We start from the raw sequence: 23,903 nt of genomic DNA on the forward strand, positions 1-23,903 counted from the left end.
CACTTTTTATACGCTTTGATATAGTGGCTTAAAACCTGTCCATGCCAGAGTGTTGTTTTTCTAAACAATGAATAAAAAAACAACGGCTCACCTGTAATTATTTAAAATGAAAACTTTTATTATCAATTTAGAAGAAGAAGTAGAGCGTAAAGAAAAAATAACAAATCAATGTAAACAACACGACATTGATTATCATCTTATTAAAGCTGTTAACGGCAAGAAGCTACCGCAAGAGGTCATTTCTGCGGTGACAGCGGACTATCCTGCCTGCGGCTTAACGCTGGGTGAAATAGGATGTGCGCTAAGCCATTTAACCATCTATGCTAAAATAATTAACGAAAACCTTAACTGTGCCCTGATTCTTGAGGATGACGCAACCTTTAAGACAGACTTACATGCGTATCTCAGTAAAATTGAAGCTTCTATCAGTAACAGTAAACCGGAAATTTATATTTTAACTGCCGCTGACACGTATAATAAATCCATTACCCGTCGTTTCAGCAAACAACTAACCTTTTATCGTCTGGTTTATGGTAGTTGTGCACACGGCTATGTTATAAATAAAACTGCCGCCCTGGCGCTGCGTAAATATAATCTACCTGTCCGATTCGAAGCCGACAGATGGACTATTTTTCGCGATCTTGGTGGTATTCATATCTGGTGTCTTGATAAAGAAATCATTAGCACAACAGATCCAGATAAGAATAACTCTGCGCTGGAGAAAGAGAGAACTGAAAGATCGTTACTACGCAGAAAAGTAATAAATAAATTAAAAAGAGAAACGAAATGGTATCAGCTGAAAAGAATTAAAAACGTATTAATTAATAAAATTAGTGGCAAAAAAATAGTGCACCGAGCAGGATAGCGGTTAAATAAAGTCGACTATTATAGGTTTCTGGTATTTACTTTTAAAGTACGTTGAGAAGGCCGATCTTGCAGATTTATCTTAATTACATACTGTTTGCAATCAGGTTTTTGACAACGTTTTTTTACAAATATGTTTGCCCGCTACTCCTTTCAACATACAAAAAAAGATACGCCTTATATTTTTATGTTAAAAAACAAAAAATTATGACGATAAAAGCAAAAAAATGATGTAACCAAAACCATCAATAACTGACCGTTTGTTGACGCTATATCCATATTAACGAAGCAAAAACATCCCTTCTCACCGCATCGGTAGCCAGGCTCCAATTGATTGATTTTATTTCTGCTAGACTTTACTTACTCACTATGCCAAAGGAGAAAAAAATGCTGGGTAAAGTTGAAGATAAAGTGCGTGAAGGTGCGGGCAAGGCGCAGGAAGTTTACGGGCGCGCAACCGACAGCTATAGCGATCAGGCTGAAGGTACAGCGCGTAAGTACGCTAATCAGGCAAGCTACGCGGTAAGGGATGCTGCCGATACGGTAAGAGATCAGGTTTCTTCAAACCCTCTTGGTGGATTAGCGATTGCCGCCGCCGCAGGCATCGTGCTGGGCTATCTGTTAGGCCGTAAATAATCTGTCTTGGAGCTGGCAGGATTTCCTGTCAGCTTCAGTCAGGCTAAGTCAATCCTGTTATGGTTAAAAAATAAAGTCAGAAAAATATTTTTGGTTATTTTATATGTCATCAAAAATAAATTTGAGTAATTTTTAAGCTATTATTACTAATAAAAGTATAGTAACCAGTGATATTTTTGTATAAACCTGTCTGTGAGTTTTATTCCTGTAAACTATTAAAGGTAATAAGCTATGTCTAAAAGCAAAGGTTCATCGGGCAACTCCGGCCAAAGCAACGGTTCCAAAGGAAGCAATCCAAACTGGCCCAGCAAAACCGGTAATCCATCCGGTGATGGCAGGGGCAATGCACCTCCCAGGAAAAAATAAGTGTCGGGTATTTACTGTATAATATAAGGCTGATAAAAAATTTATCAGCCTTATTTATCAAATGCAGGGTACAGAAAAAATCGTTTATCGAGCGGATTAACCATCGTTCTCTACTCGCTTCTGTTTGAGCTGTATTGTCAGATAATTCAGCTCAATTTCCTGGCGAGCCATACCTTTATTTTCAAGTCAATGTAACAGTCGTCTGGTTTTAGGGTCCAGCCACAATGCGCCGTTAACAGCTTTGCTGAGCCATAAATCATAGAAAATGACGGCAAAATACCTCGATTCACGGGATGGCAGTTATACGAGGATTAGCATTCCGCGATAAAGACCGAATATCAAAATTCGTGTAATTTTCGTGTATTTTCGTGCATACTGTGCATAACTTATTGATTTTAAAGAAGAATAAAAAAAGACCGAATACGAATCCTTTATACATTAAAACCGAAAAAATGTACTAAGTTTCAGTTACTTGCAAAACAAAGCGTTTAAATAATGAACAAAAATACTTACTTTTACGCGCCTTTATATTCAAACGCTTACCATTTTTTTCGTTAATCCTCGTGTAAATTTCGTGCGTTATTCAGCGCATTTTCCTGGCGGCTATGTTGATGAGCTATCCAACAGATCGAGCGCCAGCTCAGCGGCTAAATCAGGCTCTGCTGCATACTGCTCTGTGATTACCGCCGCCAACGCCTCATTGCTGACTGGCCTGCCTGCCGCCAGCAGCGCATACACCGCATCCCCCAGCACATCCCGCACTGCCTCACCTGCCTGCTCACTAAATCCATTCATAGTTAGTTCCTTCCTGTTGGTAGTGCCAACAAAATACACTCAGAATAGGACGATGCCAGCACGGCATGCTGGAATTGCGAGGCGTCTCGACGTTTAAACTTCTGGCTCAGGGGGTGCAGATGGCGTGATTTTTTCCCCACCGCTCAGCGGCACCCAGCCGCTGCCCGGCGCGCCGCCGGCTGCTACATACTGCGCTGTTTCGGTGCTTATCACCCTTCCAGGCCATTTGTGTTTCACGTTGAGTGGCGAATTGATATCAGTTAGCGATTCCTCCGTATACACAAAATCCACGGTCAGCGCGTTGCCGTCAAAAAACCAGTCATTTAGCCCTATTACACCCGTTGTTTTTAAATCAACTCGTACCGGCAGCGGAACATTACTGTTGCTGGAGCAGCCAGTGATTTTTATTGATTTCGTATTTTCTGTTTGCACAGAATATTTTTTAGCATCAAACGAGCAGTTCTGAAAAAATAACTGGTCCATATTGAACAAATGAAATGCGGTGTCTCCAGCGCTCAGATATTCGCAGTTACGCGCAATCCAGCGGCCGTTGATGCCGGTATCCATTGTTACGCATTTAGACGCTGTATTAACATGTCCGTCGGTGTCATAAACGGTTGGGGTAAATCCAGTTTTACTGTTTGCACCGATAAACCTGTGCCCGTTCTCCGCCCCGTCAATTTTCACCCCCTGCATGCGTAATAATTTCGGACGCAGTAAATATGTCGCGTATTCATTTCCCGCGCAGGAAAGCGAAACGTTCAGATCAATAACATGCTCGCCGGTTTGTGTTGCGATTACGAATCCATAACCTTGGGCATCAGTAGAAAATTTTACGCTGTCATTAAAAGAAACATTTTCATTAAAATTAACTGCTGCAATCGCGCCACGAATCGGACTCCATTTTGCACCCGCTGTGCTGCCCGTATTATCCCAATAAATGCGGTTATCGGTTTTTACGTTTGTACACTGGATGACAGCTACAGCCCACCACGTTGCGCCTCCGGCTGAGATATTGTTGGTCATCAAACCGTTGGTAATACCTTCCATTACAAAATGCCTGCGGAAACTGCCGCGGGCATAGTTGCCGATCATTAGCGTATGGCAACCATCGATTTCACGCGCATTCGTCGGTTTCGAAACGGGGTATTCAGCGTGAAATGCGATTCGCGCGTCCTCGCCAAGACGACATTCCGCGTGGTTATTAGCGATAATAGAACTACTGCCCCATATAGTCACAGCATCACCGCGATCCTCGCCGTATGAGCTATCATCACGTCCCTCGCCGTCGCCTGCGCCCAAGTGATCTATAAAACGATTGCCCAAAATTTTTGTGTGCGCCGGCGCATACGTGGACGTTGCCAGCACGCCTGACAGTTGATTGATAAACGTCGAGTCGAGAACTGTGCAGTTATCTGCCCTAACCTCAACCGCGCACTGACGTCCGCCGGTTTGAGATTTTAATAACAGCGGGTTCGTAAACAGCATTTTTGCAACAATGCAACGCTCATGCGTCAGTACCAGCAGGCTTTTTTTGCTCATCGCCTCGCCTACAGGACGCAGCTCACCGATCCCTGTTGCGCTGATAACCTGCCCTGCTCCGCCCGTTTTTACCGTCCCGGCGCAATTAACAACAGTATCAAACACGATATATTTGTACGTGTTCAGCATTTTTTGTAGCGCCGCAGAGTGGTCTGTTTTTAGATCTGGAATATCGTTAGGCCCAAATCCTATTCCGCGTGATGATGTGGTCGCGCCGTGACTGTCCAGCACGTTCGCGATCGTCGTAGCGCCGTGCCCCGTGATTTCTGAACCGTCAACAGCCAGTTTTTCAGCCAATTTTTCGGTTTCTATCGCCGCTGCGGCAGCGGCATCAACAGCAGCAGCCACGGCTACCTCCCGCGCCTGTTGCGCCGCCTGCTGAGCGGCTATAACCTCCTGATGAGTGGCAATAACCTTCTGATGAGCGGCAATAACCTTCTGATGAGCGGCAATAACCTGCTCAGCATTTTTTTTCGCCGACGTACTGGCCTGTTGCGCCTGTTCTGCGGCGGCCAGTGCGGCTGCGCTATCGCTTCCCGCTGCGCTGACGCTGAGCCGCATTTTTTCGTGGATTTTTTTTATTTCTTCGTACACAACGGGATCGGTCATCAGCGGCTGGCCGTACAGCAGATAATCATTCAACGTACCTGTGGGGCTGCCTTCCTCCAAAGTGAAACCGCCCAGTTTTTCAATTCGCCCCTGTGGATATGACACGGTGACGTTGTAACCGCCGGGCAATAAATTAAATTCGTAACGTCCACTATCGTCTGTTTTTTGAGTATTAGTAATATGCCTCAGCACACTAAGTGAGTTATTAGCACTGGTAACAGTTATTGTTACATCAGGCATAGCAATGCCGTCAGGCCTTCGCAAAATACCTGAGATTTTTATTTTTCCATTCATATATAAACCATTAATAACCGGAATTAAGGATGTTGGTGTTCCCCGCACGTGAGCGGGGATAAACCGCCATTATTTATGTATAATCCTGTCCTCGTCAAAAATTGTTTAAAAAAATATGAGTTCACAGATGAATAGTAGCGTTTTTGTTATAAACTTGGCTCGTTCAACAGAGCGTAGACGTGATATAGAAAAAAATTTAAACGAATGTAAAATTAATTATCAAATCACACCAGCGGTGGATGGGGCTGCATTAACAGAACAGGAACAGAAACAGCACACCAGAGCGATTAACTATGCCATTACAAACGGCGAATTAGGTTGCGCATTGAGCCACATCAATATTTACCGTTATATCGTTGAGCATGATATAGCCTCAGCGCTTATTCTGGAAGATGATGCCTCTATCCCCCCTCACGCCAGCAACGTTATAGAAACGCTGGAACGTCAGATTGATGAAAGCAAACCCTGTATTGTTTTGCTGACAAAAACGCAAAAGTATCTGAAAAAGCCGACCCGACAAATAACGGGCGAATACGCATTGCATAAGGTGCTGGAAGCGCAAGGGACGCATGGTTATTTAATTAATAAAAAAGCGGCAGAAGCCCTGCTTGCCTTTCTCTATCCCGTCTGGCTGGTGGCTGATAAATGGAATGTTATTTATGAGTACGGTATCAGCGATATATATTCTGTGAAACCCATTCTCATTGAGACGAGCATCCATGAAAGCGACTCAACAATCCAAAAATATACAAATGAGGAGAGAGCGCAGATCGTCGAGAATAAAAGAAAAATATGGGAACAGTTAAAGAAAAAGAGATCTCTGAGGATAAAATTAAGGATATTAAAATTAAAAATTGCTAATGCATTTCGCGCCAAAGTTAAGGGGTAGTCTTCTACCCCCCTCTTGCGTATTAATTATGCAGTGCGCCACCAGCCCATTAATTTCACGTATGCGTTCGTGATATTTATTGCTGTACCAGAACCTGCGTTTCCCGTAGTCCCTGAAACGGTGTGTGAATGCGCACCGATTCCAACTGTGTGAGCGTGGGCGCCAGCGCTGTCAGTATTACCTAGCAGGGAATAATTTATCACAGACTGATTCGAGCCGCCGATTTTATATGGGTTATTACGTGATAACACGCCGCCGTGAGCGTGAGCCCCCGTATTATTCGTTGTTTTCGTCCCGTAATCAAACGAACTGGTATTACCTGAAAACGAATGATTATGCGCAGGCAAATTTGCGGTTGTTAACGTTACCGAATCGGCGCCACCGGTGGTCATAACATCACTGCCGTCAGCGCTGGCCAAACGCACCGTGCGGCTCTCCCCGATATATTTCCACGTTGTTCCCGGAAACTGCTTATTCGGGTCTTTATTCTGTGCGAACCACAGGACAATCCCGACGGGATACATACCATCAATACTGACATTTTTAGCCATATCATATGCAGCCTTGACCGCTTTCGGCGTTGCTGCCATTGTTTCATCGTCGCTGTCTGTAGCGCTGCTGAGCCTGATAATTCCGGCATTAGTCAGGCTGGCCGCAGGTACGGTATTATTAATTTTACCCTGTAGAGCATCTTCCAAGTATGTGAGTAGCGAATCACTGTCCCCATTATCGACAATATCCTGCCCGCTGTTATTCGCAATAAACTGCGCCACCACATGCGCAATAACGGATGCCTGTCGCCAGACCGTATTGAGTTCCTGCGAACGCGCGACACCGGCACTGAAACCGTTATTACGCGCTGTTAATTTCTGATACTCATCACCAGACAATACATTAGCGCCATCCGCCGTAGCGAACGGTAAAAATTCGTTTTTAGCCATTTTTTACTTCCTATAATTTTATTGACCAGCTGCCGGTATCAAACCCATCGATATAATCATTGTTCACGTCAAAACCAAATATGCCGTTGCCCCCCTCTGAATCGGTATAGTTATTCACGCGCACACCGCCCGGCTTGATATTCAGATACCCCTGCCGAAGAACGGCCTTGATAACCTCAGGGATTACGCCGCCGGTCAGATATACATCCATCGACATATTCTGGTTATCTACAAAGAAAATTTTCGCGTTGCTGTCAGGAATCACACCCTGATAGATTTCTGCCAGCATTTCACAGGAGCCATCCCAGTGATTCGCGCGAATTTTTGCGCGCAGGATCGCCCGGTAGGTTTCGTCATCCAGCTCTGTAAAGCCGCTGTCAGAATCGTAGCGCCTTTTCCAGCTGCCCTGATCCAGCCCCACACCCTCAGTATCCAGCGCAAAATACACGCCAGTAATCGGCGTTTTAACGTAGCGCGACATCCCGATCCACTCGCCCACGGCATCAAGCTGTGGCCCGTTACCGTGGTCAATACTGAACAGTGCGTTCAGTTGCCCGGCCTGAGTGGCTATGTCGATAAACGGGCGGGTTATCAGCCGGATATGTTCTGTGAATTTCGCCGCCGGGCGGTGCTGCGGCGTGATGTAATCGGTGTAATCCTTCATGATGTCACCACCAGCGAAATATCATTCTCTGAACAAATCACCGCTTCATTAAACGCAACAGCCAGGTTGCTCTCGGCCAGAGCGCCGACAGAACGCCCAATTTTGAGTGACGTAATGTCATAGGTCTGACCCTCCTCCCCTGGCAGGTTGGCAGGTGAATATAGCCGGGTCAGATAGAGAGCATCGCCGATCAGCTGCTGGTTGATATATGCGGCCACAGCGGCGCGGATTTTATCGCCCGTCAGCGTGGTGTAACCGGTGAACGCGGTCAGTGCGATCTCAACGATAACCGGCACATCCTGAGGCCGCGAAAAATGTATAATTTTTGGCATCCCGTAGGCGTCCACAACCGTAACAGACGTGTCGCCAAACGTGCCGGTACCGGGCGTTTTTTTCAGTGCTATAGCGCTGGCAATAGCATTAACATCACCGCCGTCTACAATCATCGCTATCGAATGGGCCGGGATGCCGTTGCTGTCGGTTTTGTCAGTATCGTTTTCAAAACCGCGCTGACGGGTCACGCCCGGTATCAGACTAACCGCGCCCTGGATGCCGTCGAGAACAGTACGGGACGGCAGCGCCACCGATTTTTTCTGCCGCTGGCGCAGCTCCGGATCGGTTTCTACCGGGCGTCCAGTTGTGGCCGTCGCCGGGTTAGTTACTGACTGCCAGCCCCGCGTCGGTGTTGCAATCTCGCTAATATCGCCGGGCGCGGCGGTAACAGCCCCGGGAATTGTGCAGGTTGCCGTGGCGATGGCCTGACCATGAGTATCAATAATGACCTGTTCCGGTAATCGCCAGGTGTTCCCGCTTCGGTCTCTCACCACGCCATTTTGAATAGTCGTACCAACCTGCCCGACCAGAATTACGTCAGTATTCGAATACCCGGACGCATGCCGTGATATACCGTTAATTGCCACGTTATTCGACAGTGCCGCACCGCTGCTGGTGGATGGACTGTAGCTGTTATATGCTGCGATAACAGCGTTGTTGGCGTCATGTATCGCCAGCGCATAAATGGCAATCATCTGGCCGTCTTTGCTGTCCGGGTCCAGATAGCTGTCGTCGCCGTAAATCTGCCGAAAATACATACTGAGAGTGTCGAGTATCGTCTGATAATCAGGCGCACTGATCCCGCTGGCGGTCACGGTGGCCGCCAGGCCTAATGTGTCCAGATTTAACATTATGCCTCGCTGTTGACTGAGGTTTCGCCGTACAGGGTGCTGATGCGCGCTGTAAACGTAATTCTACGCGTGTCAGGATTGCGGTTTACTGTAAATGACAATATTTCGCGGACGCCGGGTGTACTCAGAATGCGCTGGCGCAGCGCCATGTAGTAGGCATCCGTATACGGTTTACCCAGCACGGTTTGCCGCCACGGCGTGCCCGCAGTGGTATCCAGAAACCACTGACCGCGCCACAGCGCCAGCCGGGTTTTTACCGCCTGAGCAACGGCCTCCGGAGAGTTTATCAGCCATGTGTTATCGCCTTGGCCAAACGTGTAATCTCCGTTTTCATTCTCGCGTCGGTATCGCATCAACTCACCCCGTCTGTATTGCTACCGCCACGCTGAACGCCGCTATGCGTGTGGCTGTCGCTGATATTTTTCCCGTTCGATTTCAGCGTGCCAAAAAACTCAATGGCTCCGGTAATTTTTGCCGCTGTGCCCGTTGCCAGACTGCCGATCATGCCGCCCAGCCAGGTCAGCAGGCCGCTAATCGTTACCGCCTGGCTGAATGTTGCCAGCGGCGTCGTCACGTTCAGCCCGCCGGGCGCTGTTATGTTCACCGCATGGCTAACCGGGTCTATCTCAATAAACGCCAGGCCGTCATCGGTACGCAGTTGCGCCGCCGTAGTGCTGATGCCACTGATTTTTTTTGCCTGCGACTGTGGACCCACCAGCGCAAACGCATCGGACAGATCATGCTGGCGCGGATCTACCGGCTCCTGTACGCCGCCGTTCTGCCACCAGAAATCTATGCACCGGTCACCGAAAATAACCAGACATTCATCTCCGGGATTGACCGGAAAAGTCAGGGTAACGCCGCCGCCGCGCGGAAATACTACCGGCACATCCACCAGCAGCGGCAGCGGGATCGAGGTAATGTTTCCCGCCGCATCTCCCACCGCGCCTTTTATTGCTGGCTGCACAACGCAGGTTACCGCGTCGGGATCGAATGACTGGATAATACCGGGCATCGCCACGCGCAGCTGAGACGAGACAGCATGTCGGAATATTTCCAGGAGTTCGGCCTCACCGCCCGCGCGTTCTGATACTGAAACTGCCATCAGCCTGTCCTCATCATTGTCGAGCTGCTCATCAGATCCGCGCTGCCGCGCGCGATGCAAACCAGGTCCATATACCAGGGTTTTCCGCGCGTATCGCCGGTATAGGTGATATTTTTCACGATATATTCCCCGTCTGTAGAAATGCTGGCCGGTTGCGAAATACTGCCGTCAGTTTGTTGCAGCGCCCCGTTATTGACCGTGTTAATTCTGCCCGGTGCTGCGGATATATCACTGCCGGGTAACATGGTTCGATAAATCAGTTCCTGATCGAGTCGGATCAGTCCGTTTATCTGAATGGCGGGATTAATCAGGCAGCGTACGTTTACCCCGGCGCCGATTGTTTGCTGCGGCAGACCGATCAGGCCGGTGGCACTGTTCAGGACAACAGCCTCATGCACATATTTATCATCCGGCACCAGCACCAGCTGCCCGTTAACATACTGCCAGGACGCCCGGCATTGCCCCGCCAGATTATCCGCTGTATCGCGTGCCATTCCGAAAAATGTTTTGCCCCGTGGGAAGCGGACGCTGCTGAAATCCGGCGTGGCACCGCGCACGATCCCGTAGGGTTGCAGGCCTGACAGTAGCGTCTGGTGCTGTTCTGCCAACGAATGCCCGGCGGCCAGCGTGGTATTTAACGTGGCGTAGTTATACGCATCATGTGAGTCCACGGCCTGGATAATCACAAATATATCCGTCGGGCTGTCCCTGCCGGTAATCGAATACCGAATTTTGCCGGTAAAAATCAGCCCGCAATTGTCCTGATAGCCCGCTTCCAGCTGTACGCCAGTAAACTCTCCGGCCTGTATGCGGTTTGCGGTCGCTGCTGACAGATTCCAGATTTTAAAAACCGCCGTGCGCGGCCACCGGGTATCCGGCCAGCTGATGTTGAACGTGGTTTTAAACGTGGACAGTTCCAGCCCGTTTCCGCTGTCGCTCGCTACAATCAGGGAGCATTTACGAATCCAGTTCTGTGACATATGGTTTATCCGTAAAAAAACCTGCCGTAGCAGGTTTTACAGTTTGCAATTTTATAGGTGACATCTGCCTACACAGACATCAATTAGATTCAGATTTCACTAACTGGCAATCATCTTTTCTTAGTGATGAAAGTGAGGCACCGTTATCTGCAAAAGCAAAACCACAATCAGAAACAATCTGCTGTAATGCCAAGTGCGCGTATTTATCGCCATGTTTTTTAAATAAAACATCTCCATATTCCGCATCATGTCCTGATAAAACGGCATCCAAGGCCGCATTTGATGTGGCGCGATTAATAATTTCACGTTTAACCAAATAATTATCTTCTAATTTTTTATGTTTATTAAAAAAATCCTGAATATTTCCAGCTATCGCTGTCGTCGAAAAAAACAATGCAGATATCACCATCCATTTCATAATTCAATCCTCACATCCGTATAGTTTTGATAAATCTTTCATGTCTCTTAAAAAACAGTATTGAATAGTAACTACATTATTCATCTTTGCCAAATAAGGTTAACCGGTAATCCAATAGAGATTTGCCACGCCTCCCAGCTCGTCCGTGCCAGGTAATTCATCGCTATTGTTCAGCAACACCAGTTTCCCGCCCGGTTGCAGATATCCGTACTGCGCCAGCAAATCCACGCCAGGGATCAGAGGAATACCCGAAACAACCGCGTCTCCGGCACTGTTCTGTAAATCCAGCACCCATCCCGCCACATCACGCCAGATAATACGCAGCTGCCAGACGGTCCCTGACAGATTGATGCTGAATTGCTGGTTCGTGGCTGACAACGGAATTTCAGAAATTAGCACCCAGCACCTCCGATGCTCGCTGTAACAGGCTGACATTCTGCGAAGGTTTGGTTGATTTAACCCCTCCGTTTTTTACGCCTGCCGTTGCCGCCCCATCCTGCATATTGTCCTGATCGGCAACGGTTACCGTCTCCGTTTGCGTCATGTTCAGTTCACGCAGCGTCAGCACCGCCATTAACACATTCTCTGTGTGTTTATCGGTGGTCACCTCAATGGCCCGGATCAGCATGTTTTTGTACTGCCGTTTTCCTGTAATCACGTCAAACGGCTGACGGCTCGCCTGCAAATCGAGAATCTGCTGATAGGTCTCCTGCGGACTGAGGCCCAAGCCGAGGCCGATATTTGACGTATCCCAAAAATCCAGCAACGAGCCGCCACCGGCAAAACCGACCTCCATTGTCAATTCTGCCGGGCGTGCGTAGGCGTGATCGGCTACAGGTGCGCCAATTTCAACGGGGTGCTCGGTGATTTCCAGCGTATCCGCATGTTTTTCTGAAATAACCACATCGGGCACCAGCAGACCGATTTTCCGGGATTGTTGTGAAAACAGCGTGGACAGAATATCCATCAGTACGCCCTCTGTGTTAACTGACCGATCAGCCGTGCATTCACACCGGTTTGCCGCCCGGCAATATCCATGCCGGTTGCCACAGGATCAGTCGCGCCGTAAACATTAATTGTCGTTTCCTGCTGGATACCACTACCGCCCGCTCCAGGCATATTACTCAGCACTCTGGGGATATAATTTCGGGTTTCCTGTGGCATCAGCGCCATACCGTGCTTACGCACGTTGCCTAGGCCCCAATTGTAAGAGGCCAGCGCCCGCTCCAGGTCACCGCCATTGACTTTCAGCAGTTGGGAAAGATAACGAGCTGCCGCCTGCGCTGATTTAACGGGGTCGAAAACATCGTTCCCACGTAGTCCCATATCCCGCGCCGTGCCGTCCATAAACTGAAACAGCCCCTTAGCTCCGGCGCCAGAAACAGCAAACTGATTGCCGCTTGATTCAGCAATTGCAACACTCCGCAGCAACCCCTCCGGTAACCGATAGAGCCGTTCCAGACTGCTGAGTGTTGGTTGCAACCAGCCCAGTAATTCCACGCCTGCACGGGAGGGGCGCGGGCGGCGAACCTGCTTGGCGTACAACTCAGATTGATTGCCGGGGATATCCAGTGCAGCGTCCGGCGTTCCCTGCACCGTATTCTTACGCCCGTAATCGGTGTCGATACCCATCCAGCGCAGCGCATCACCAATATTGCGTTTTGCGTAGCTGAGTGACGATTTTGCGCTGGCGCTGATATTTTCCCTGTCCGACACCAGATAGCCCGCGTACAGGCCCCACAATTTCAGCCAGGGAGGGATCGGCAAGCCCGCAATTTTTCCAAACGCCCCCAGCACCTTAGCCACCCAGGCACCGGCGATAAACGTAGCCAGAATACTGAGCGAATTTTTCCAGCCGCCAACAGCATCCACCAGCCCGGATAACTTATCGCGCAGCCAGATAAACGCCTGCTTTGCCTGCGCGATTTCCGTTTGCCATTTTGACCAGTCGATAAACGACTTTCCTCCCTCTTTCCAGGTCTGATAGTCGTCATACAGCAGCAACAGCGCCGCCACCAGCCCGGTAATAATGCCGATCGGTGAGGAAAAAAACGCACGGTTTAACGCCCAGACAGCCGCAGTGAATGCGCCAAACGTAGTGATCAGCTTTTTGCTCTGATCGTCCAGGCTGTTCCACCAGTCGAATATCTCCCCGGCTGCCTGCATCAACCGCCACACTATCCGTGTCACTGCCTCCCCGGCGCGGATAATGCCCTGAATTGCACGGGTCAGTAGTTCCTCAATTTTTGGGAAATTATCGAGGATTTTTTTTCGCAGATTTTCCAGCGTTCCGGCCAGCCCGCCCGCCAGGTTCGATCCGATTTTATCGCGCAGGATGCCGAACAGTGACGTCAGACCGCGCATCGATGTCATGAATTTATTCGACTGCGCCGCTGCTTTTTCAGCGTCGTAGCCCATGGCCCGCAGCATCGACTGATAGTCCGCCGTAAACCCGGCCAGCCCGCGCCGCATCGCCATCAGCGTGTTTTCGTCAATACCCAGCATCTGCGCGTACTGGTTCGCCCGGTAATACGGCATACTGCTGAGCCGCTGACCAACGCCGGTAAATATCGACGCCATATCGCGCATATTGCCGCTGGCGTCTCGCGTCTGTACGCCCAGCCGGTTCAGGAACCCCTCAGCGCCGGGGCTGTTACGCAAAAAACGCGACAGATTTTCCAGTGCGCTCTGTGCCGCCTCCGCGCTGCTACCGGTTTGCGCAGCGGCATAACCCAGCGTTTTTATCCCGGCGACAGTAGCGCCTGTGCGCTGTGAGGCCCAGTAGAGCCGCTCCAGACCTGCGGATATTTTTGTGGTGAACCCCACCACCGACAGCGCCGTCGCCTCAACCGTCGCGCCCAACTTCAGCACGTTGGCCGTGACACCCGTCAGGACGCTCTGAAATTTGCGTTTTCCTGCCTCGTCAACGTTAAATCCCAGGCTCACCAGAAAATCGCGGATAGTGTCAACGTTACCCACTATTAGCCTCTCTCCAGCGCGCTATGCGCGCCTCGTTATCCTGTTTCATGCTCAGCCAGTCATTCATGCGTGCAATATCAGCCAGATCGACCGAGCCGTCTTTCAGTGCGGTGTAGGGGATATAGCCAGCGTCAACCGGCATCATCAGAAAATCCTCCCCGTCAGGGAGGGTGTCGAGGATCAAACCGTTTGCGGGCTGGCTGTCTCGCTGTCGAGGTGTTCGGGAAAAAAATTTCCCAGCGACTCTCCGATAACACGGGCTACCAGCTGTAACATAGTCATCAGATCTATATCGTCGAACATCAGTTCGCCAGAACGGAATACCGGCGCCCATGTTTTTCCGTTTTGACGTGAGACGACCGACAGACACGGATGGATAATCGCATCACAGTCGCTGTCGCTCATACCCGCAACCGTATCGGCAATCACCGGCAGCAGCGTTTCTATGTCCGCCTGGCCGGCTTGCAGTTTTTTTAATTCGCCAACCATGCCGCCCAGCACAGGAAGCAATTTGCGCGATACTTTCAGCTGATCGAATACGCTGAGTTTTCCGGCGCGATAAATATTGCCCTTCAGTTCGATTTCCATAATTAAAATTCTCCCAGCATGGAATCAATTTTGATGCAGTCAAACACCCAAGCCACCGTGTTGCCGTCTTTGGCGTTCTGCCAGTCAGGCATTTTCTGGAATGCCCCGCCGCGCGCCGTAGCGATATCACCTGACGCATGGTTGCGGATCACAAACACATTGTTGCCCCACAGCGCTGATGACTGGCTTTGTGCGTTGTAGGCGATGGAAAGTTTTTTATTAACCGGCGATGTTTTCAACAGGTTGACGGTGATGGTGCCGGATTTTCCGGCGTGCAGGCTGTGCATCCCCTCACCATCGGCGCCAATGGTCATGGTATTTTTGGCCTCAGCCATCGAGACAACGATCCCCTCTTCTGAGTTGGCCGACCCGTAACCCAGATCGATAACGCCAGTCGGCCCCGTCATGGAGGCGGAAACGTCCATAAATGAATAGGTAGGCATGATTTATTCCTCAGCGCACAACAGTGATCAGCACATCAGCAAAATGAACGGCACCGGCCAGCTTACAGGCGACCTGAATCGGCGGCGCTTTACGTTTCTCGCGATCGGCCTGTGCCTGCTCCGCCATTGGCTGGATATAGGCGTAATACCCCTTGGTGAGCGTATCACCGGTTGACAACTGGCCCAGCGGCCCGCCGTTCCAGACGCCCGGCGCTATCAGGCCGTTATTAACCGCCTGTTCCATTGACTGTTCGACATTTGCCAGCAGGCGCGTGCCACCGGGATCGGTTTGCGGCACCTTCGTGGTGCTGGTGTACAGCAGGTTATAGAGATTGTTCTGAACATAGTTTTGCAGCCAGTCCAGACCGTGGCGCTCGTCGAAAAAATCGCCATTTGCCATAACCCCTTCCTGCAAAATGGCTGTGTCATTGTCATAGCGAACAAACACGTTGCAGTTTTTCGCCACCAGCGCATCCGCCTGGGACGTGCGCAGCAGCTCAGCCGTAACGCCCGGCTCCTGTTTAAATTTCAGGGTTACAGTGGTGTTATTGCCGCCGAAATTGACGGTAAACGCACGGCCAAACGCAGATGCAGCCGCATACGGTGATGAGGAGGAATACTGCGTGAATACCCGCCCGTAATTTCCCGCCTTCAGCACCGAGGCAATATCCGCGTCACTGGTACCGTCCAGCACGCCTGTATCCTGCGTGGTGTAGCCGAAAACGCGCGACGTGCCGCTGGCCCCCACAAATTCAGCAATGGCTGTAACATCCTCAGGGACCAGGTCAGCAGCGACGATCAGCCCGTACCAGGCGCTGGAAAAATCCGCCAGCGTAGCCACAGCATCAGCCGCGGATTCACCATCCAGCCCAGCCACAGCCACAGCACCGCGCTCACGAGATAACCCCAACAGCGCCGACAGATCCGTACCTGTGGCAGGTGCCGTGGCAAATCCCACCGCGCTGTTATTTCCGGCGGTAGAGGATGACGCAATGAACCGACTATTATTTGCGTCCCACAGGACTGTAGCGGTAGTGATTTTTTCCGCGACACGCTGTGCGACACCGTTCAGATTCGTCTCGTTCGATAAATCCACGCCGGTGATATTTACCGACTTTCCGTTGACGGTGATTTTCATGGCACCATCGGTTACGCCAGTGAAATTACTGAGTTTCACCTGCTCTGCGGTCAGGATGGCGCCGCGCAACATGCCCGGCGATGCCTCTTTAACCCAGCGGCCAATAAACAGATCCACCGGACGCGGGGACTGCTGGTAATACAGCGCCGCCGCTTTATATTCCGGCGCATCTGTGCCGAAATCAGTGGCGACATCCTCAATTGTTGAATACGAGCGCATTCGCTCCAGTGGATCGATAACATCTGATGACGCGCCCATAATCAGCAGCGAGCCAAAATTACGCGCACTGGCGGCGCGCGGGGACATATCGATGGTGACGTTAACCACCCTCGAAACAGGTAAGCCCTGGGACATTTTTACTCTCCGGTAATTTTTACATTCGCATCGAGCAGCGATTTAACGCCGTACTCGCGGATAATTTTGCGGCGCAGGCGCACGGTCAGATCGTACCGGCGCACCCACTGGTTATTGATGAGTTCGGGAACGGAATAAATTCGCCTGTAGTCTGCCAGGCTAAGGCCCGTTCTGTTCAGATCCGCATTGTTCTGGCCAACAGTCAAACCGTCACGGAACCGGCTGACGAGAGTCATACCGGCAGGGCCGTAAAACGAGATCAGACATTCAACGATTTCATGCCGCCACAGTTCTGTGCTGTCGTCTGTCTGGTTCATGAACGCCGGATTATCGTCCGGCGTTACATTCATCACGCCGAACGCGCACCAGTTTTTTTCCGCCGACGGTAGCGCTCGCTGTACAGGCTGCCAGCGTGGCCAGACAGTTTTTTCTGGCAATCCGGTTACGCCCCGAATCCAGCGGCTGAATAACCTGTCCAGATCTTCATCGTAGACTGGCGACTCCCGGACAGGCATCAGCCAGCCTGACGCCGTGCTGTCATTCATCCGGTATTCCTCCGTCAAACGGCAACAGCTCACAGTGTGCCTGAACAAACCCCGCACCATATGCCGTATACGGATCGACAAACGTCACGCGATAATCACGCCCTTGGTATGTCACGATATCGGCGTCATATTCTGCTTTTCCGCTGCTCAGGCGTTCCGTTGTGATAACCAGAATGGCGCCGCTGATAACCTGCCCTGTCTGCATTCGCCGGTTTTCCAGTGACCGGTCAACCGTCACCACACCGGAAAACTGCGATTTTTCCGTGGCGCTGCGGGTAAATCCGTCATCATCGGTCACCTGCAAACGCCTGGTCACCACCAGCGACGGATCGCAAAAATCCGGATCAAACAGCACATCGGAAACATCGAGAAACGGCATTATTTATTCCTCACGACATAGGTTATTGAGCGCAACAGATGGCCGTGGGCATACAACGGTTTTTCTCCGGGTATGCCCTGGGCGCGGCGGCGCTCCAGTGTTTTTTCAGACAGAGGATGCAGGCGATCACCGGAACCGATGACCTGTTTTGCCGCATTGCTGGCAACCATCCCGGCCCGTTCCAGCTCCTGTAGCGCCGCGTCGGTTTTTCCGTCCAGCGTTAACTCGGCAGCGGCTCTGAGATGCTCCGTTGTTGTTGCACGGGTATCCTCAATTCCCATATCCAGGAACGGGCGCGGCGGCAGCGTAACGGTTTGACCGTCAATTTCTACCGTCCCGCCCGTAGAGTGGAGGTAACCCAGCTCCGCATTATTCAGCGGCGCGCCGTCTGTCCGTTCCGACCTCTCCGCAGGGATACCCACAAGCACATCCATTTTTGTCAGACGCTCCAGCGCAGCCAGAACATCAGCGGCGTTATCCCGCCTGATTTTTACCCCGCTCATAACAACTGGCGACCACCGGCGCCGAACATCGACCACCACCAGAAAAACTCACGCCCGTAGGCGGTGTTGTTCCAGAACCCGGCGTCAGGGTTGACGATGGCCGAGGCGTCATAGCCCACGCTGACCTTATCCACGGATTTCGACGTCACCACGCCGCCGCTGGCGGTATTCACCCCGCCACCAGCAGCGACAGCAGCGGCAGTTTTCCCGCGCAGCTCGATGTAATGCGCCGTGAACAGTTCAGCGAGATACACAAACTGATCGCCGTGCCTGTCCTGGTCCAGCAGCGTGTCGGCCATGCCGAGATAGAAATTTATCGATGTGTCGGTATATCGGGGATGATTGAATTCGGGGAAATCAGCGCGGAATTGTTCAGCTGTTGGCAGTTTGCTGTTTTTTGCCACTGGCACCGTCCTTTTTCGGGTTGGTCTCGCCGTCAGCCCCTGCATTCTCCTGCGCGCCGCCACCTGTGGCGAGTTGCGCCTGCAACGTCAGGATAAGCGCATCTTTTTCAGCATTCTCCGCTTTCAGCGCCGCGATTTGCTCAGCCATCGTTTTTTGCTGCTCGCTCTCCGCGACATCAGATGCAGACAGCGGGCGAGCATGAGCGCTGAACGCCCAGTGCGCGGCCACCTTTTCCGGGTAATCCTGTACGCCAGGTGCCAGCGCCACTTTTGTGCCGTCTGGAAAATTCAACACAGCAGCCGTATTTACGAGATATTTCATAATTGTCTCCGTTTATGCGGGCACGTCCAGATAGGAGATGGTATTACCATATGGCGTTTCCACCTGGCCCAGGCGACCGTAATAGGTGGTCAACTGATACAGGCCGCGATATTCCAGCGGCGTGCTGAGTAGCGGCACCAGCGGGAAGCGAATGAATTTTTCATCCTGCGTGTACGCAACGATACGATGCGCACCGACTGCACCGCGTTTTGACGCCCATTTCATGGAGACGATTTCCAGCGGCTCGCCGTTTTCCTGGAATGCGATGGTGTTGATTTTCACGTATTCCAGCACGGAGATATTGCCTGCATCAGATACTTTTTTACTCGCCAGCAGACCGAACAGCTCAGGAGCCATACCAATTTTGCGCGGGCAAATAGCGTAACCGGAGTTCACCCAGGCATCGGTCAGAACGATGTTGATATCCTGCACAATGTCATCCGGGGATGCGTTATCCCATGCGGCAGCGGCAGCGCGCGGGGTTACCTGAGGCAGGTTCAGCAGGCCAGTAACACCCAGCGCTGAGTCACCGATGTAAACCTGCTCATCGATGTCCATATTCCATTTCAGTTGCATCGCATCGTATTTCTGCGAGTCAACCGGTCGACCCAGCTGCTGAGCTGACGCCAGCTCTGGCAGTGTCCAGCCCAGCTCCATCCCCCACAGCGTTAACGGCTGCGCGGTTTTCTCAATGGTGAGGCTAACGCCCGGAATCGCCGTAGAGTTTTTGCCAATCCAGTTTTTACCGTTCGGATTAACGCCACCAGCGGCAGCCAGGTCTGTGTTAGTGAATGAGGACAGCTCATCAGCGATAGAAACGTCGCTACGCAGCGGCATATCGCGTGACCATTTATAGGAAACCAGCGGCAGATTTAACGTCTGATCGAGTCGCTCCAGCTCGCCAACGAGGAAAGCGCCAGCCTGGTCAATAGTCTGTTTATCAATAGTTAACATGGGATTCCTCAAATGTTGTACGCGATTTCAACGTTGCCGTGGGTTGCCGTTGCAGCATCATCGCCCGCCCCCATAACGGTTACGTCTGGTAATTTTGGTGTATTCGCTGCGGTTGCATCCGGCGCCAGTAAAAACGCACCCAGCGGGCTGTTTTCAGTCGCGGCAGCCACTCGCACATAGACCGGCGCGCCTTTTGTTGCCGATGCGGCCTGCGCTGACGGCACGGCCACACACATATAGCCACGCTTCAGCACATCACCGGTATAACCAGCAGTAACGCCCAGCGAGCGAACATCGGTCGGGTTATGGGTCGGGTATGGGCGAACAAATGCACCCACCACGTCCGCAACCGTGTCGCCCGCCTCTAGCGGCACAAACTTGCCGTCTTTGTATTTGCCTGCCAGCCCGTAGGCGACAAACGGTTTTGCTGCGTCGAGAATTGCAGGTTCAGTGGTCAGATCCTGCTGACGGGTAATCGCGCCCGGGAAACCCATTCCCATGCGTGTGATGTATGCTTTTCCAGCCATGTGGTTGCCTTACTTGTTGCGTTTCCAGAAATCGGCGTTGATTTTGTTCAGTTCAGCCGGGGTGATTGGGCCGCGTGCGCTGTCGCGCGTGGGCGTTACGGCGGTCGGCGTGATGTGATTTTTTGCTCTGTTCAGTTCCACGGCAGCAGTGAAAATCGCATCAACTGTGGCCTTGGGAGCCTTAGTGAAATCAGTGATCCCAAATGCTTTCAGGCTGTCGCCAGTTTGCACTGCCTGATTCAGAACCTGACGTTTTAGCCCCTGATCGCCGGTCGGTTTGAAGCCCGGCAGAATAATTTCTGCATCTGCGATTAGGTTTCGCTTGTACGCCGCATCGCCGGTTACTTTCGCATCCTCTTCAGCGTCCTCATCACCCGTTGGCGTATCTTTGGGGTCAGGGTTCGAATCGGTAGTTTTCCCCTCCAGCTTATCGAGGCGGGCAATAATGGCCTGTGCCCAGGCGGGCACCTCTTCATCTCCGGTAGGTTTATCCTCTTCCTCCGGCTTTTCGTCGGCCGTGGTCTGCTGCTCTGCCGGTAGAGAGGTTGCCTGTGACGGCACATTCATGTTGATAGTGACGCCGGGAATAGATGACATGCCGTCTGATGGCATATCAGGCGCCTCGTCGATGAGTTGCTGCAACGCATCCTCATCTTTGGTCTTAATGGCTTTTGCCAGGCTTTTAAACCAGGACATTAGCGGTTTCTCCTTTGGTTTTGGGGCGGAATCCCCGATAGCGCAACGGGAACCGGCCCGGCCTCGGTCAACGATCGCCAGGTGATTTCCGGTAATTTGATACTGTTTGCCTTTGCCAGGGCTGAGTTGTTTGTACTGCGCGTCATAGCCACAGCTGACGTCCGTCAGACCAGCATTTATTGCATCGATGGCTTCTTGCCGCTTCACCAGCACATCGGCCAGCAGCAGATCCGATTTATCACCGGTGCCGCGCCGCACATTCTGGATATGACCATGAGCCAGCTCCGCATAATTGGCCGGGTTAACAAAAACGATATTGCCGTCGGCGTCCTCCGGATGTCCCAGCGTGACCGCCACGCCCTCAAATGAGGCAACAGTCTCTGGTGAGAAAACCTCATCCTCGGTACGGTAAACAACCACCAGTCCGTCCGGGCCAGGTTCCAGATCGATCTCTTCAGGCAGGTATGTTTGGGTGCCGGTGCGGGCGATCGGTACGTCCTTGCAGAGCAGCGAGCCATCCGCCAGTTCAAATCGCGTTTCGCCCAGGCGGGTAGTGAAAAAATATTGCATGGGTCACCTGTTTTCAGGCAATAAAAAGGCCGCTCGCGGCGGCTTAGGTATTTGCACATCGGGATAACATTTGCAGTTCGGCAGACAACCGGCGTGTCCGGTCATGCCGTCAAGCGTCGGCGGGTTATCCCAGCGCACAAATTTATCTTTCATTTTCCGGTGAGAATCCCGCGTTCCTGCGCCCTCGATGCGCCACCAGTACCCCTCAGAGCCAACAGCCAGCGCGCGGGCCTGTGTTAATGCGCCGGTGGCACGGCCAATTTCGGTGCGGGCAATCATTCGCGCCCGGCTTGCGGCCACATCCCCCGACTGCATGATCATTTCATACAACGCGTCGGGACGTTCGCCAGTAATAACCGCCTGCACGGCGCGGCTCTGAATATCGCGCACCCGGTCGGCGGCTTCCAGCGGCAGGGATTTCATCAGCTGAATCTGCCGGTAAACGATATCCTGTGCCACCTGACCGATTGGCGTATTGCCGATAACGTCCCGCAGCCCGGCGGAAATATCCTCAGAAACCGACCGCCACTGCCGCCACTCCTCATCCTCAACCTGCAAAAACATTCGACGCCCGGCCATTTCTGCCCAGTCGCTGATGGTTTGTGAGTAATCGAACAGATGGGCGGCTATTGTGTCGGCGCTACTTTGTGAACCATCGTATGAGCCAGTTACGATCGCGTTTATCTGGCTCACTATCGCCAACAGGTTTTTGCGATACTGAATTTCCGAGCGGCGGCGGAGCGCCGGTTTCAAATTCAGGCTCCTCCAGCTCTTTCTTCGCATTTTCAATATCCTCATCAGTGATTGAGCCACCGATGCCGATTACGTCTGACAGATTGCGTAAATCGCTCAGCGCCGCTGCTGGCGTCATGCCAATATCACGCACGGCCGTAGCCAGCGCGGTTGTTACGTTGCTTGCCATTGTTGCCCGGTCCAGGTCCGACATTTCCCACAGTTTGTTAAATTCAAACGTGAAATCATCGGGTAGCGGCTCGCCGAACAGCGAACGCCAGCTGATATCCAGCAACCAGCGTAACGGTCTGCGTAACCGGCGTTCCTGTAGTGTATTGACGCGGCTGTAGTAGTTTTCCAGATCCCCGTCGCCAGTGTTGAAACCCGCTGGCGACTGACCAAAAAGACGTACCAGCGGAATGCCGGTAGCCCCGCTTACTTGCTCCGCGAAACGCAAAATGACGTCAGCAATACCGGCAAACGAATAACTGTGCGTCTGGAACTCGTCGTTTTTATCCATCAGGGTCATGCCCTCAATGGTCTGAAATTCGCGGATCATGTCCAGGTGTTTTAGCAGCCCTGCCACCAGCGTGCTGTCGTCCGGCAATGCCAGTATTTTGCGCAACCCGTCAATGCTATACGTACGCAGATGCGCCTTGTGTATCAGCTGCGTAGTGCCTGCCGTCGCGGTGTCAAATGCCTGGACGCGCTCAAAAATGCGTTCTACAACCGACATGCCCCAGCCGTTTTCTGTCTGTGCCTGCTGGAACGGCAGAGAATCACCCTCCCAGCGAATCAGGCGGCTGTGGTGGATTTTCCACGGCGGAATGCCCTGCTGATTTGTCACCACTTTATAAAATTTCGGCAAGCCAAAATTCGGACCATAATCAGTAATCAGGTCGTAATAGCTTGGGTTTACTTGCCAGCGATCGAGCGTCAGCACGCCCTTAAATTGCCCTTCTTTGATGCGATCGAGGCACAGCGGCGTAGACATATCCTGCCCGTCAATCAGCACCACCAGCAACGCGCCACCGTACAGTCGTGACCATTTCAGGGTGTCGTTGATGCCGTCCCATATCGCTATGTCGTCCCAGAACGTTTCCAGCTTTCCCTGTTGCCCTGGCTCCAGTTTTGAACTGATATTGATCCCTTTGCGGGTCATATCATCCGCCATCGCATCCACACCGGCACCAACCAGAAACGATGACCGATAGGCAAACTCGAGCTGTACGCGGTTACGTGAGATGTAGCCCGGCATGTATGTACCGGCAGACTGGATGTTCTTCGTGTATCCGCCGAGTTTTGCAGTGAAATTGTTGTACCCGTCAGCAGTCGCAACGGGCGTTTTTGTGCCGTGTTGGCGTTTTTTTCGGGACATATTCCCTCACAGATAATTTGTTAAAAACGGGTACTATTTAACATAATGGACGTTGCCCGCACCTACGGAACGGCACTCGCCACCGAATCGATGCAAACGACGTA

The 23,903-nt window shown here is 51.7% G+C and carries 29 protein-coding genes; 3 read left to right on the top strand and 26 right to left on the bottom strand.

Annotated elements, in window-relative coordinates; translation table 11 throughout:
• Positions 1–106 precede the first annotated feature (106 nt).
• The gene (locus C7M51_RS07745; RefSeq protein ID WP_160621261.1) at positions 107–865 is read left to right on the top strand and encodes a glycosyltransferase family 25 protein; all 759 of its coding nucleotides are present in this window, start codon (positions 107–109) and stop codon (positions 863–865) included.
• A 386-nt stretch (positions 866–1,251) separates the two neighbouring features.
• Positions 1,252–1,500 (top strand): CsbD family protein, encoded by a 249-nt coding sequence (locus C7M51_RS07750; protein ID WP_160621262.1) that lies wholly within the window; start codon positions 1,252–1,254, stop codon positions 1,498–1,500.
• 969 nt (positions 1,501–2,469) lie between these two features.
• Here the strand turns inward: C7M51_RS07750 and C7M51_RS07755 are convergent.
• Together C7M51_RS07755 and C7M51_RS07760 are read right to left on the bottom strand one after the other, a co-directional pair.
• On the bottom strand, positions 2,470–2,661 hold the full coding sequence (locus C7M51_RS07755) for a hypothetical protein (RefSeq protein WP_160621263.1): 192 nt from the start codon (positions 2,659–2,661) through the stop codon (positions 2,470–2,472).
• 93 nt (positions 2,662–2,754) lie between these two features.
• Positions 2,755–5,106: a prophage tail fiber N-terminal domain-containing protein gene (locus tag C7M51_RS07760; protein WP_160621264.1), complete on the bottom strand. Its 2,352-nt coding sequence runs from the start codon at positions 5,104–5,106 to the stop codon at positions 2,755–2,757.
• A gap of 127 nt (positions 5,107–5,233) precedes the next feature.
• Here C7M51_RS07760 and C7M51_RS07765 point away from each other — a divergent pair, with 127 nt between their 5' ends.
• On the top strand, positions 5,234–5,995 hold the full coding sequence (locus C7M51_RS07765; RefSeq protein WP_160621265.1) for a glycosyltransferase family 25 protein: 762 nt from the start codon (positions 5,234–5,236) through the stop codon (positions 5,993–5,995).
• 26 nt (positions 5,996–6,021) lie between these two features.
• Here C7M51_RS07765 and C7M51_RS07770 read toward each other — a convergent pair whose 3' ends face one another.
• From C7M51_RS07770 to C7M51_RS07885, 24 genes are all read right to left on the bottom strand, one after another.
• Entirely contained in the window at positions 6,022–6,936 is a 915-nt protein-coding gene (locus C7M51_RS07770) for a tail fiber protein (RefSeq protein ID WP_160621266.1), read from the bottom strand.
• Positions 6,937–6,946: 10 nt separating this feature from the next.
• A complete protein-coding gene (locus tag C7M51_RS07775; RefSeq protein ID WP_160621267.1) occupies positions 6,947–7,600 on the bottom strand; it encodes a DUF2612 domain-containing protein in 654 nt (217 codons plus the stop codon).
• Entirely contained in the window at positions 7,597–8,784 is a 1,188-nt protein-coding gene (locus C7M51_RS07780) for a baseplate J/gp47 family protein (protein ID WP_160621268.1), read from the bottom strand. The genes C7M51_RS07775 and C7M51_RS07780 overlap by 4 nt, the downstream gene beginning before the upstream one ends.
• Positions 8,784–9,137, bottom strand: a complete 354-nt coding sequence (locus C7M51_RS07785; RefSeq protein ID WP_160621269.1) for a contractile injection system sheath initiator — start codon at positions 9,135–9,137, stop codon at positions 8,784–8,786. The genes C7M51_RS07780 and C7M51_RS07785 overlap by 1 nt, the downstream gene beginning before the upstream one ends.
• Positions 9,137–9,889: a Gp138 family membrane-puncturing spike protein gene (locus C7M51_RS07790; RefSeq protein WP_160621270.1), complete on the bottom strand. Its 753-nt coding sequence runs from the start codon at positions 9,887–9,889 to the stop codon at positions 9,137–9,139. Before C7M51_RS07790 ends, C7M51_RS07785 begins: the two co-directional genes overlap by 1 nt.
• The gene (locus C7M51_RS07795) at positions 9,889–10,869 is read right to left on the bottom strand and encodes a phage protein (protein WP_160621271.1); all 981 of its coding nucleotides are present in this window, start codon (positions 10,867–10,869) and stop codon (positions 9,889–9,891) included. The genes C7M51_RS07790 and C7M51_RS07795 overlap by 1 nt, the downstream gene beginning before the upstream one ends.
• 79 nt (positions 10,870–10,948) lie before the next feature.
• A complete protein-coding gene (locus C7M51_RS07800) occupies positions 10,949–11,287 on the bottom strand; it encodes a hypothetical protein (RefSeq protein ID WP_160621272.1) in 339 nt (112 codons plus the stop codon).
• Positions 11,288–11,386: 99 nt separating this feature from the next.
• Positions 11,387–11,686, bottom strand: coding sequence for a phage baseplate plug family protein (locus tag C7M51_RS07805; RefSeq protein ID WP_160621273.1), 300 nt, complete (start codon positions 11,684–11,686; stop codon positions 11,387–11,389).
• The gene (locus C7M51_RS07810; RefSeq protein WP_160621274.1) at positions 11,673–12,254 is read right to left on the bottom strand and encodes a phage baseplate protein; all 582 of its coding nucleotides are present in this window, start codon (positions 12,252–12,254) and stop codon (positions 11,673–11,675) included. The genes C7M51_RS07805 and C7M51_RS07810 overlap by 14 nt, the downstream gene beginning before the upstream one ends.
• A complete protein-coding gene (locus C7M51_RS07815) occupies positions 12,254–14,266 on the bottom strand; it encodes a lytic transglycosylase domain-containing protein (RefSeq protein ID WP_160621275.1) in 2,013 nt (670 codons plus the stop codon). The genes C7M51_RS07810 and C7M51_RS07815 overlap by 1 nt, the downstream gene beginning before the upstream one ends.
• Positions 14,259–14,411: a DUF6889 family protein gene (locus C7M51_RS07820; protein ID WP_160621276.1), complete on the bottom strand. Its 153-nt coding sequence runs from the start codon at positions 14,409–14,411 to the stop codon at positions 14,259–14,261. Before C7M51_RS07820 ends, C7M51_RS07815 begins: the two co-directional genes overlap by 8 nt.
• A gap of 35 nt (positions 14,412–14,446) precedes the next feature.
• Positions 14,447–14,854, bottom strand: coding sequence for a phage tail assembly chaperone (locus tag C7M51_RS07825; RefSeq protein WP_160621277.1), 408 nt, complete (start codon positions 14,852–14,854; stop codon positions 14,447–14,449).
• Positions 14,855–14,856: 2 nt separating this feature from the next.
• Positions 14,857–15,297, bottom strand: a complete 441-nt coding sequence (locus C7M51_RS07830; RefSeq protein ID WP_160621278.1) for a DUF3277 family protein — start codon at positions 15,295–15,297, stop codon at positions 14,857–14,859.
• Positions 15,298–15,307: 10 nt separating this feature from the next.
• Entirely contained in the window at positions 15,308–16,789 is a 1,482-nt protein-coding gene (locus tag C7M51_RS07835) for a DUF3383 domain-containing protein (protein ID WP_160621279.1), read from the bottom strand.
• A 2-nt stretch (positions 16,790–16,791) separates the two neighbouring features.
• Positions 16,792–17,334: a phage neck terminator protein gene (locus C7M51_RS07840; protein WP_160621280.1), complete on the bottom strand. Its 543-nt coding sequence runs from the start codon at positions 17,332–17,334 to the stop codon at positions 16,792–16,794.
• On the bottom strand, positions 17,327–17,713 hold the full coding sequence (locus C7M51_RS07845) for a head-tail adaptor (RefSeq protein WP_160621281.1): 387 nt from the start codon (positions 17,711–17,713) through the stop codon (positions 17,327–17,329). The genes C7M51_RS07840 and C7M51_RS07845 overlap by 8 nt, the downstream gene beginning before the upstream one ends.
• A complete protein-coding gene (locus C7M51_RS07850; protein ID WP_160621282.1) occupies positions 17,713–18,216 on the bottom strand; it encodes a hypothetical protein in 504 nt (167 codons plus the stop codon). The genes C7M51_RS07845 and C7M51_RS07850 overlap by 1 nt, the downstream gene beginning before the upstream one ends.
• Positions 18,213–18,620, bottom strand: coding sequence for a DUF4054 domain-containing protein (locus C7M51_RS07855; RefSeq protein WP_160621283.1), 408 nt, complete (start codon positions 18,618–18,620; stop codon positions 18,213–18,215). Before C7M51_RS07855 ends, C7M51_RS07850 begins: the two co-directional genes overlap by 4 nt.
• On the bottom strand, positions 18,589–18,942 hold the full coding sequence (locus tag C7M51_RS07860) for an STY1053 family phage-associated protein (RefSeq protein WP_160621284.1): 354 nt from the start codon (positions 18,940–18,942) through the stop codon (positions 18,589–18,591). Before C7M51_RS07860 ends, C7M51_RS07855 begins: the two co-directional genes overlap by 32 nt.
• Before the next feature lie 12 nt (positions 18,943–18,954).
• Complete coding sequence (locus tag C7M51_RS07865) at positions 18,955–19,896, bottom strand: DUF2184 domain-containing protein (protein WP_160621285.1); 942 nt, start codon at positions 19,894–19,896, stop codon at positions 18,955–18,957.
• Positions 19,897–19,904: 8 nt separating this feature from the next.
• Positions 19,905–20,423 (bottom strand): structural cement protein Gp24, encoded by a 519-nt coding sequence (locus tag C7M51_RS07870; protein ID WP_160621286.1) that lies wholly within the window; start codon positions 20,421–20,423, stop codon positions 19,905–19,907.
• Between the two features lie 9 nt (positions 20,424–20,432).
• Complete coding sequence (locus C7M51_RS07875) at positions 20,433–21,689, bottom strand: DUF2213 domain-containing protein (RefSeq protein ID WP_160621287.1); 1,257 nt, start codon at positions 21,687–21,689, stop codon at positions 20,433–20,435.
• Between the two features lie 3 nt (positions 21,690–21,692).
• Entirely contained in the window at positions 21,693–22,268 is a 576-nt protein-coding gene (locus C7M51_RS07880; protein ID WP_160623599.1) for a phage head morphogenesis protein, read from the bottom strand.
• A 61-nt stretch (positions 22,269–22,329) separates the two neighbouring features.
• Positions 22,330–23,799, bottom strand: a complete 1,470-nt coding sequence (locus tag C7M51_RS07885; protein WP_160621288.1) for a DUF1073 domain-containing protein — start codon at positions 23,797–23,799, stop codon at positions 22,330–22,332.
• Between the last annotated feature and the right edge of the window lie 104 nt (positions 23,800–23,903).

The organism is Mixta intestinalis (genome assembly GCF_009914055.1).
Classification (GTDB): Bacteria; Pseudomonadota; Gammaproteobacteria; order Enterobacterales; family Enterobacteriaceae; genus Mixta; species Mixta intestinalis.

Coding starts and splice junctions, on each gene's coding strand:
- C7M51_RS07745 (WP_160621261.1), top strand. CDS start 107: ATGAAAACTTTTATTATCAATTTAGAAGAAGAAGTAGAGCGTAAAGAA.
- C7M51_RS07750 (WP_160621262.1), top strand. CDS start 1,252: ATGCTGGGTAAAGTTGAAGATAAAGTGCGTGAAGGTGCGGGCAAGGCG.
- C7M51_RS07755 (WP_160621263.1), bottom strand. CDS start 2,661: ATGAATGGATTTAGTGAGCAGGCAGGTGAGGCAGTGCGGGATGTGCTG.
- C7M51_RS07760 (WP_160621264.1), bottom strand. CDS start 5,106: ATGAATGGAAAAATAAAAATCTCAGGTATTTTGCGAAGGCCTGACGGC.
- C7M51_RS07765 (WP_160621265.1), top strand. CDS start 5,234: ATGAATAGTAGCGTTTTTGTTATAAACTTGGCTCGTTCAACAGAGCGT.
- C7M51_RS07770 (WP_160621266.1), bottom strand. CDS start 6,936: ATGGCTAAAAACGAATTTTTACCGTTCGCTACGGCGGATGGCGCTAAT.
- C7M51_RS07775 (WP_160621267.1), bottom strand. CDS start 7,600: ATGAAGGATTACACCGATTACATCACGCCGCAGCACCGCCCGGCGGCG.
- C7M51_RS07780 (WP_160621268.1), bottom strand. CDS start 8,784: ATGTTAAATCTGGACACATTAGGCCTGGCGGCCACCGTGACCGCCAGC.
- C7M51_RS07785 (WP_160621269.1), bottom strand. CDS start 9,137: ATGCGATACCGACGCGAGAATGAAAACGGAGATTACACGTTTGGCCAA.
- C7M51_RS07790 (WP_160621270.1), bottom strand. CDS start 9,889: ATGGCAGTTTCAGTATCAGAACGCGCGGGCGGTGAGGCCGAACTCCTG.
- C7M51_RS07795 (WP_160621271.1), bottom strand. CDS start 10,869: ATGTCACAGAACTGGATTCGTAAATGCTCCCTGATTGTAGCGAGCGAC.
- C7M51_RS07800 (WP_160621272.1), bottom strand. CDS start 11,287: ATGAAATGGATGGTGATATCTGCATTGTTTTTTTCGACGACAGCGATA.
- C7M51_RS07810 (WP_160621274.1), bottom strand. CDS start 12,254: ATGGATATTCTGTCCACGCTGTTTTCACAACAATCCCGGAAAATCGGT.
- C7M51_RS07820 (WP_160621276.1), bottom strand. CDS start 14,411: ATGATGCCGGTTGACGCTGGCTATATCCCCTACACCGCACTGAAAGAC.
- C7M51_RS07825 (WP_160621277.1), bottom strand. CDS start 14,854: ATGGAAATCGAACTGAAGGGCAATATTTATCGCGCCGGAAAACTCAGC.
- C7M51_RS07830 (WP_160621278.1), bottom strand. CDS start 15,297: ATGCCTACCTATTCATTTATGGACGTTTCCGCCTCCATGACGGGGCCG.
- C7M51_RS07835 (WP_160621279.1), bottom strand. CDS start 16,789: ATGTCCCAGGGCTTACCTGTTTCGAGGGTGGTTAACGTCACCATCGAT.
- C7M51_RS07840 (WP_160621280.1), bottom strand. CDS start 17,334: ATGAATGACAGCACGGCGTCAGGCTGGCTGATGCCTGTCCGGGAGTCG.
- C7M51_RS07845 (WP_160621281.1), bottom strand. CDS start 17,713: ATGCCGTTTCTCGATGTTTCCGATGTGCTGTTTGATCCGGATTTTTGC.
- C7M51_RS07850 (WP_160621282.1), bottom strand. CDS start 18,216: ATGAGCGGGGTAAAAATCAGGCGGGATAACGCCGCTGATGTTCTGGCT.
- C7M51_RS07860 (WP_160621284.1), bottom strand. CDS start 18,942: ATGAAATATCTCGTAAATACGGCTGCTGTGTTGAATTTTCCAGACGGC.
- C7M51_RS07865 (WP_160621285.1), bottom strand. CDS start 19,896: ATGTTAACTATTGATAAACAGACTATTGACCAGGCTGGCGCTTTCCTC.
- C7M51_RS07870 (WP_160621286.1), bottom strand. CDS start 20,423: ATGGCTGGAAAAGCATACATCACACGCATGGGAATGGGTTTCCCGGGC.
- C7M51_RS07875 (WP_160621287.1), bottom strand. CDS start 21,689: ATGCAATATTTTTTCACTACCCGCCTGGGCGAAACGCGATTTGAACTG.
- C7M51_RS07880 (WP_160623599.1), bottom strand. CDS start 22,268: ATGGCCGGGCGTCGAATGTTTTTGCAGGTTGAGGATGAGGAGTGGCGG.
- C7M51_RS07885 (WP_160621288.1), bottom strand. CDS start 23,799: ATGTCCCGAAAAAAACGCCAACACGGCACAAAAACGCCCGTTGCGACT.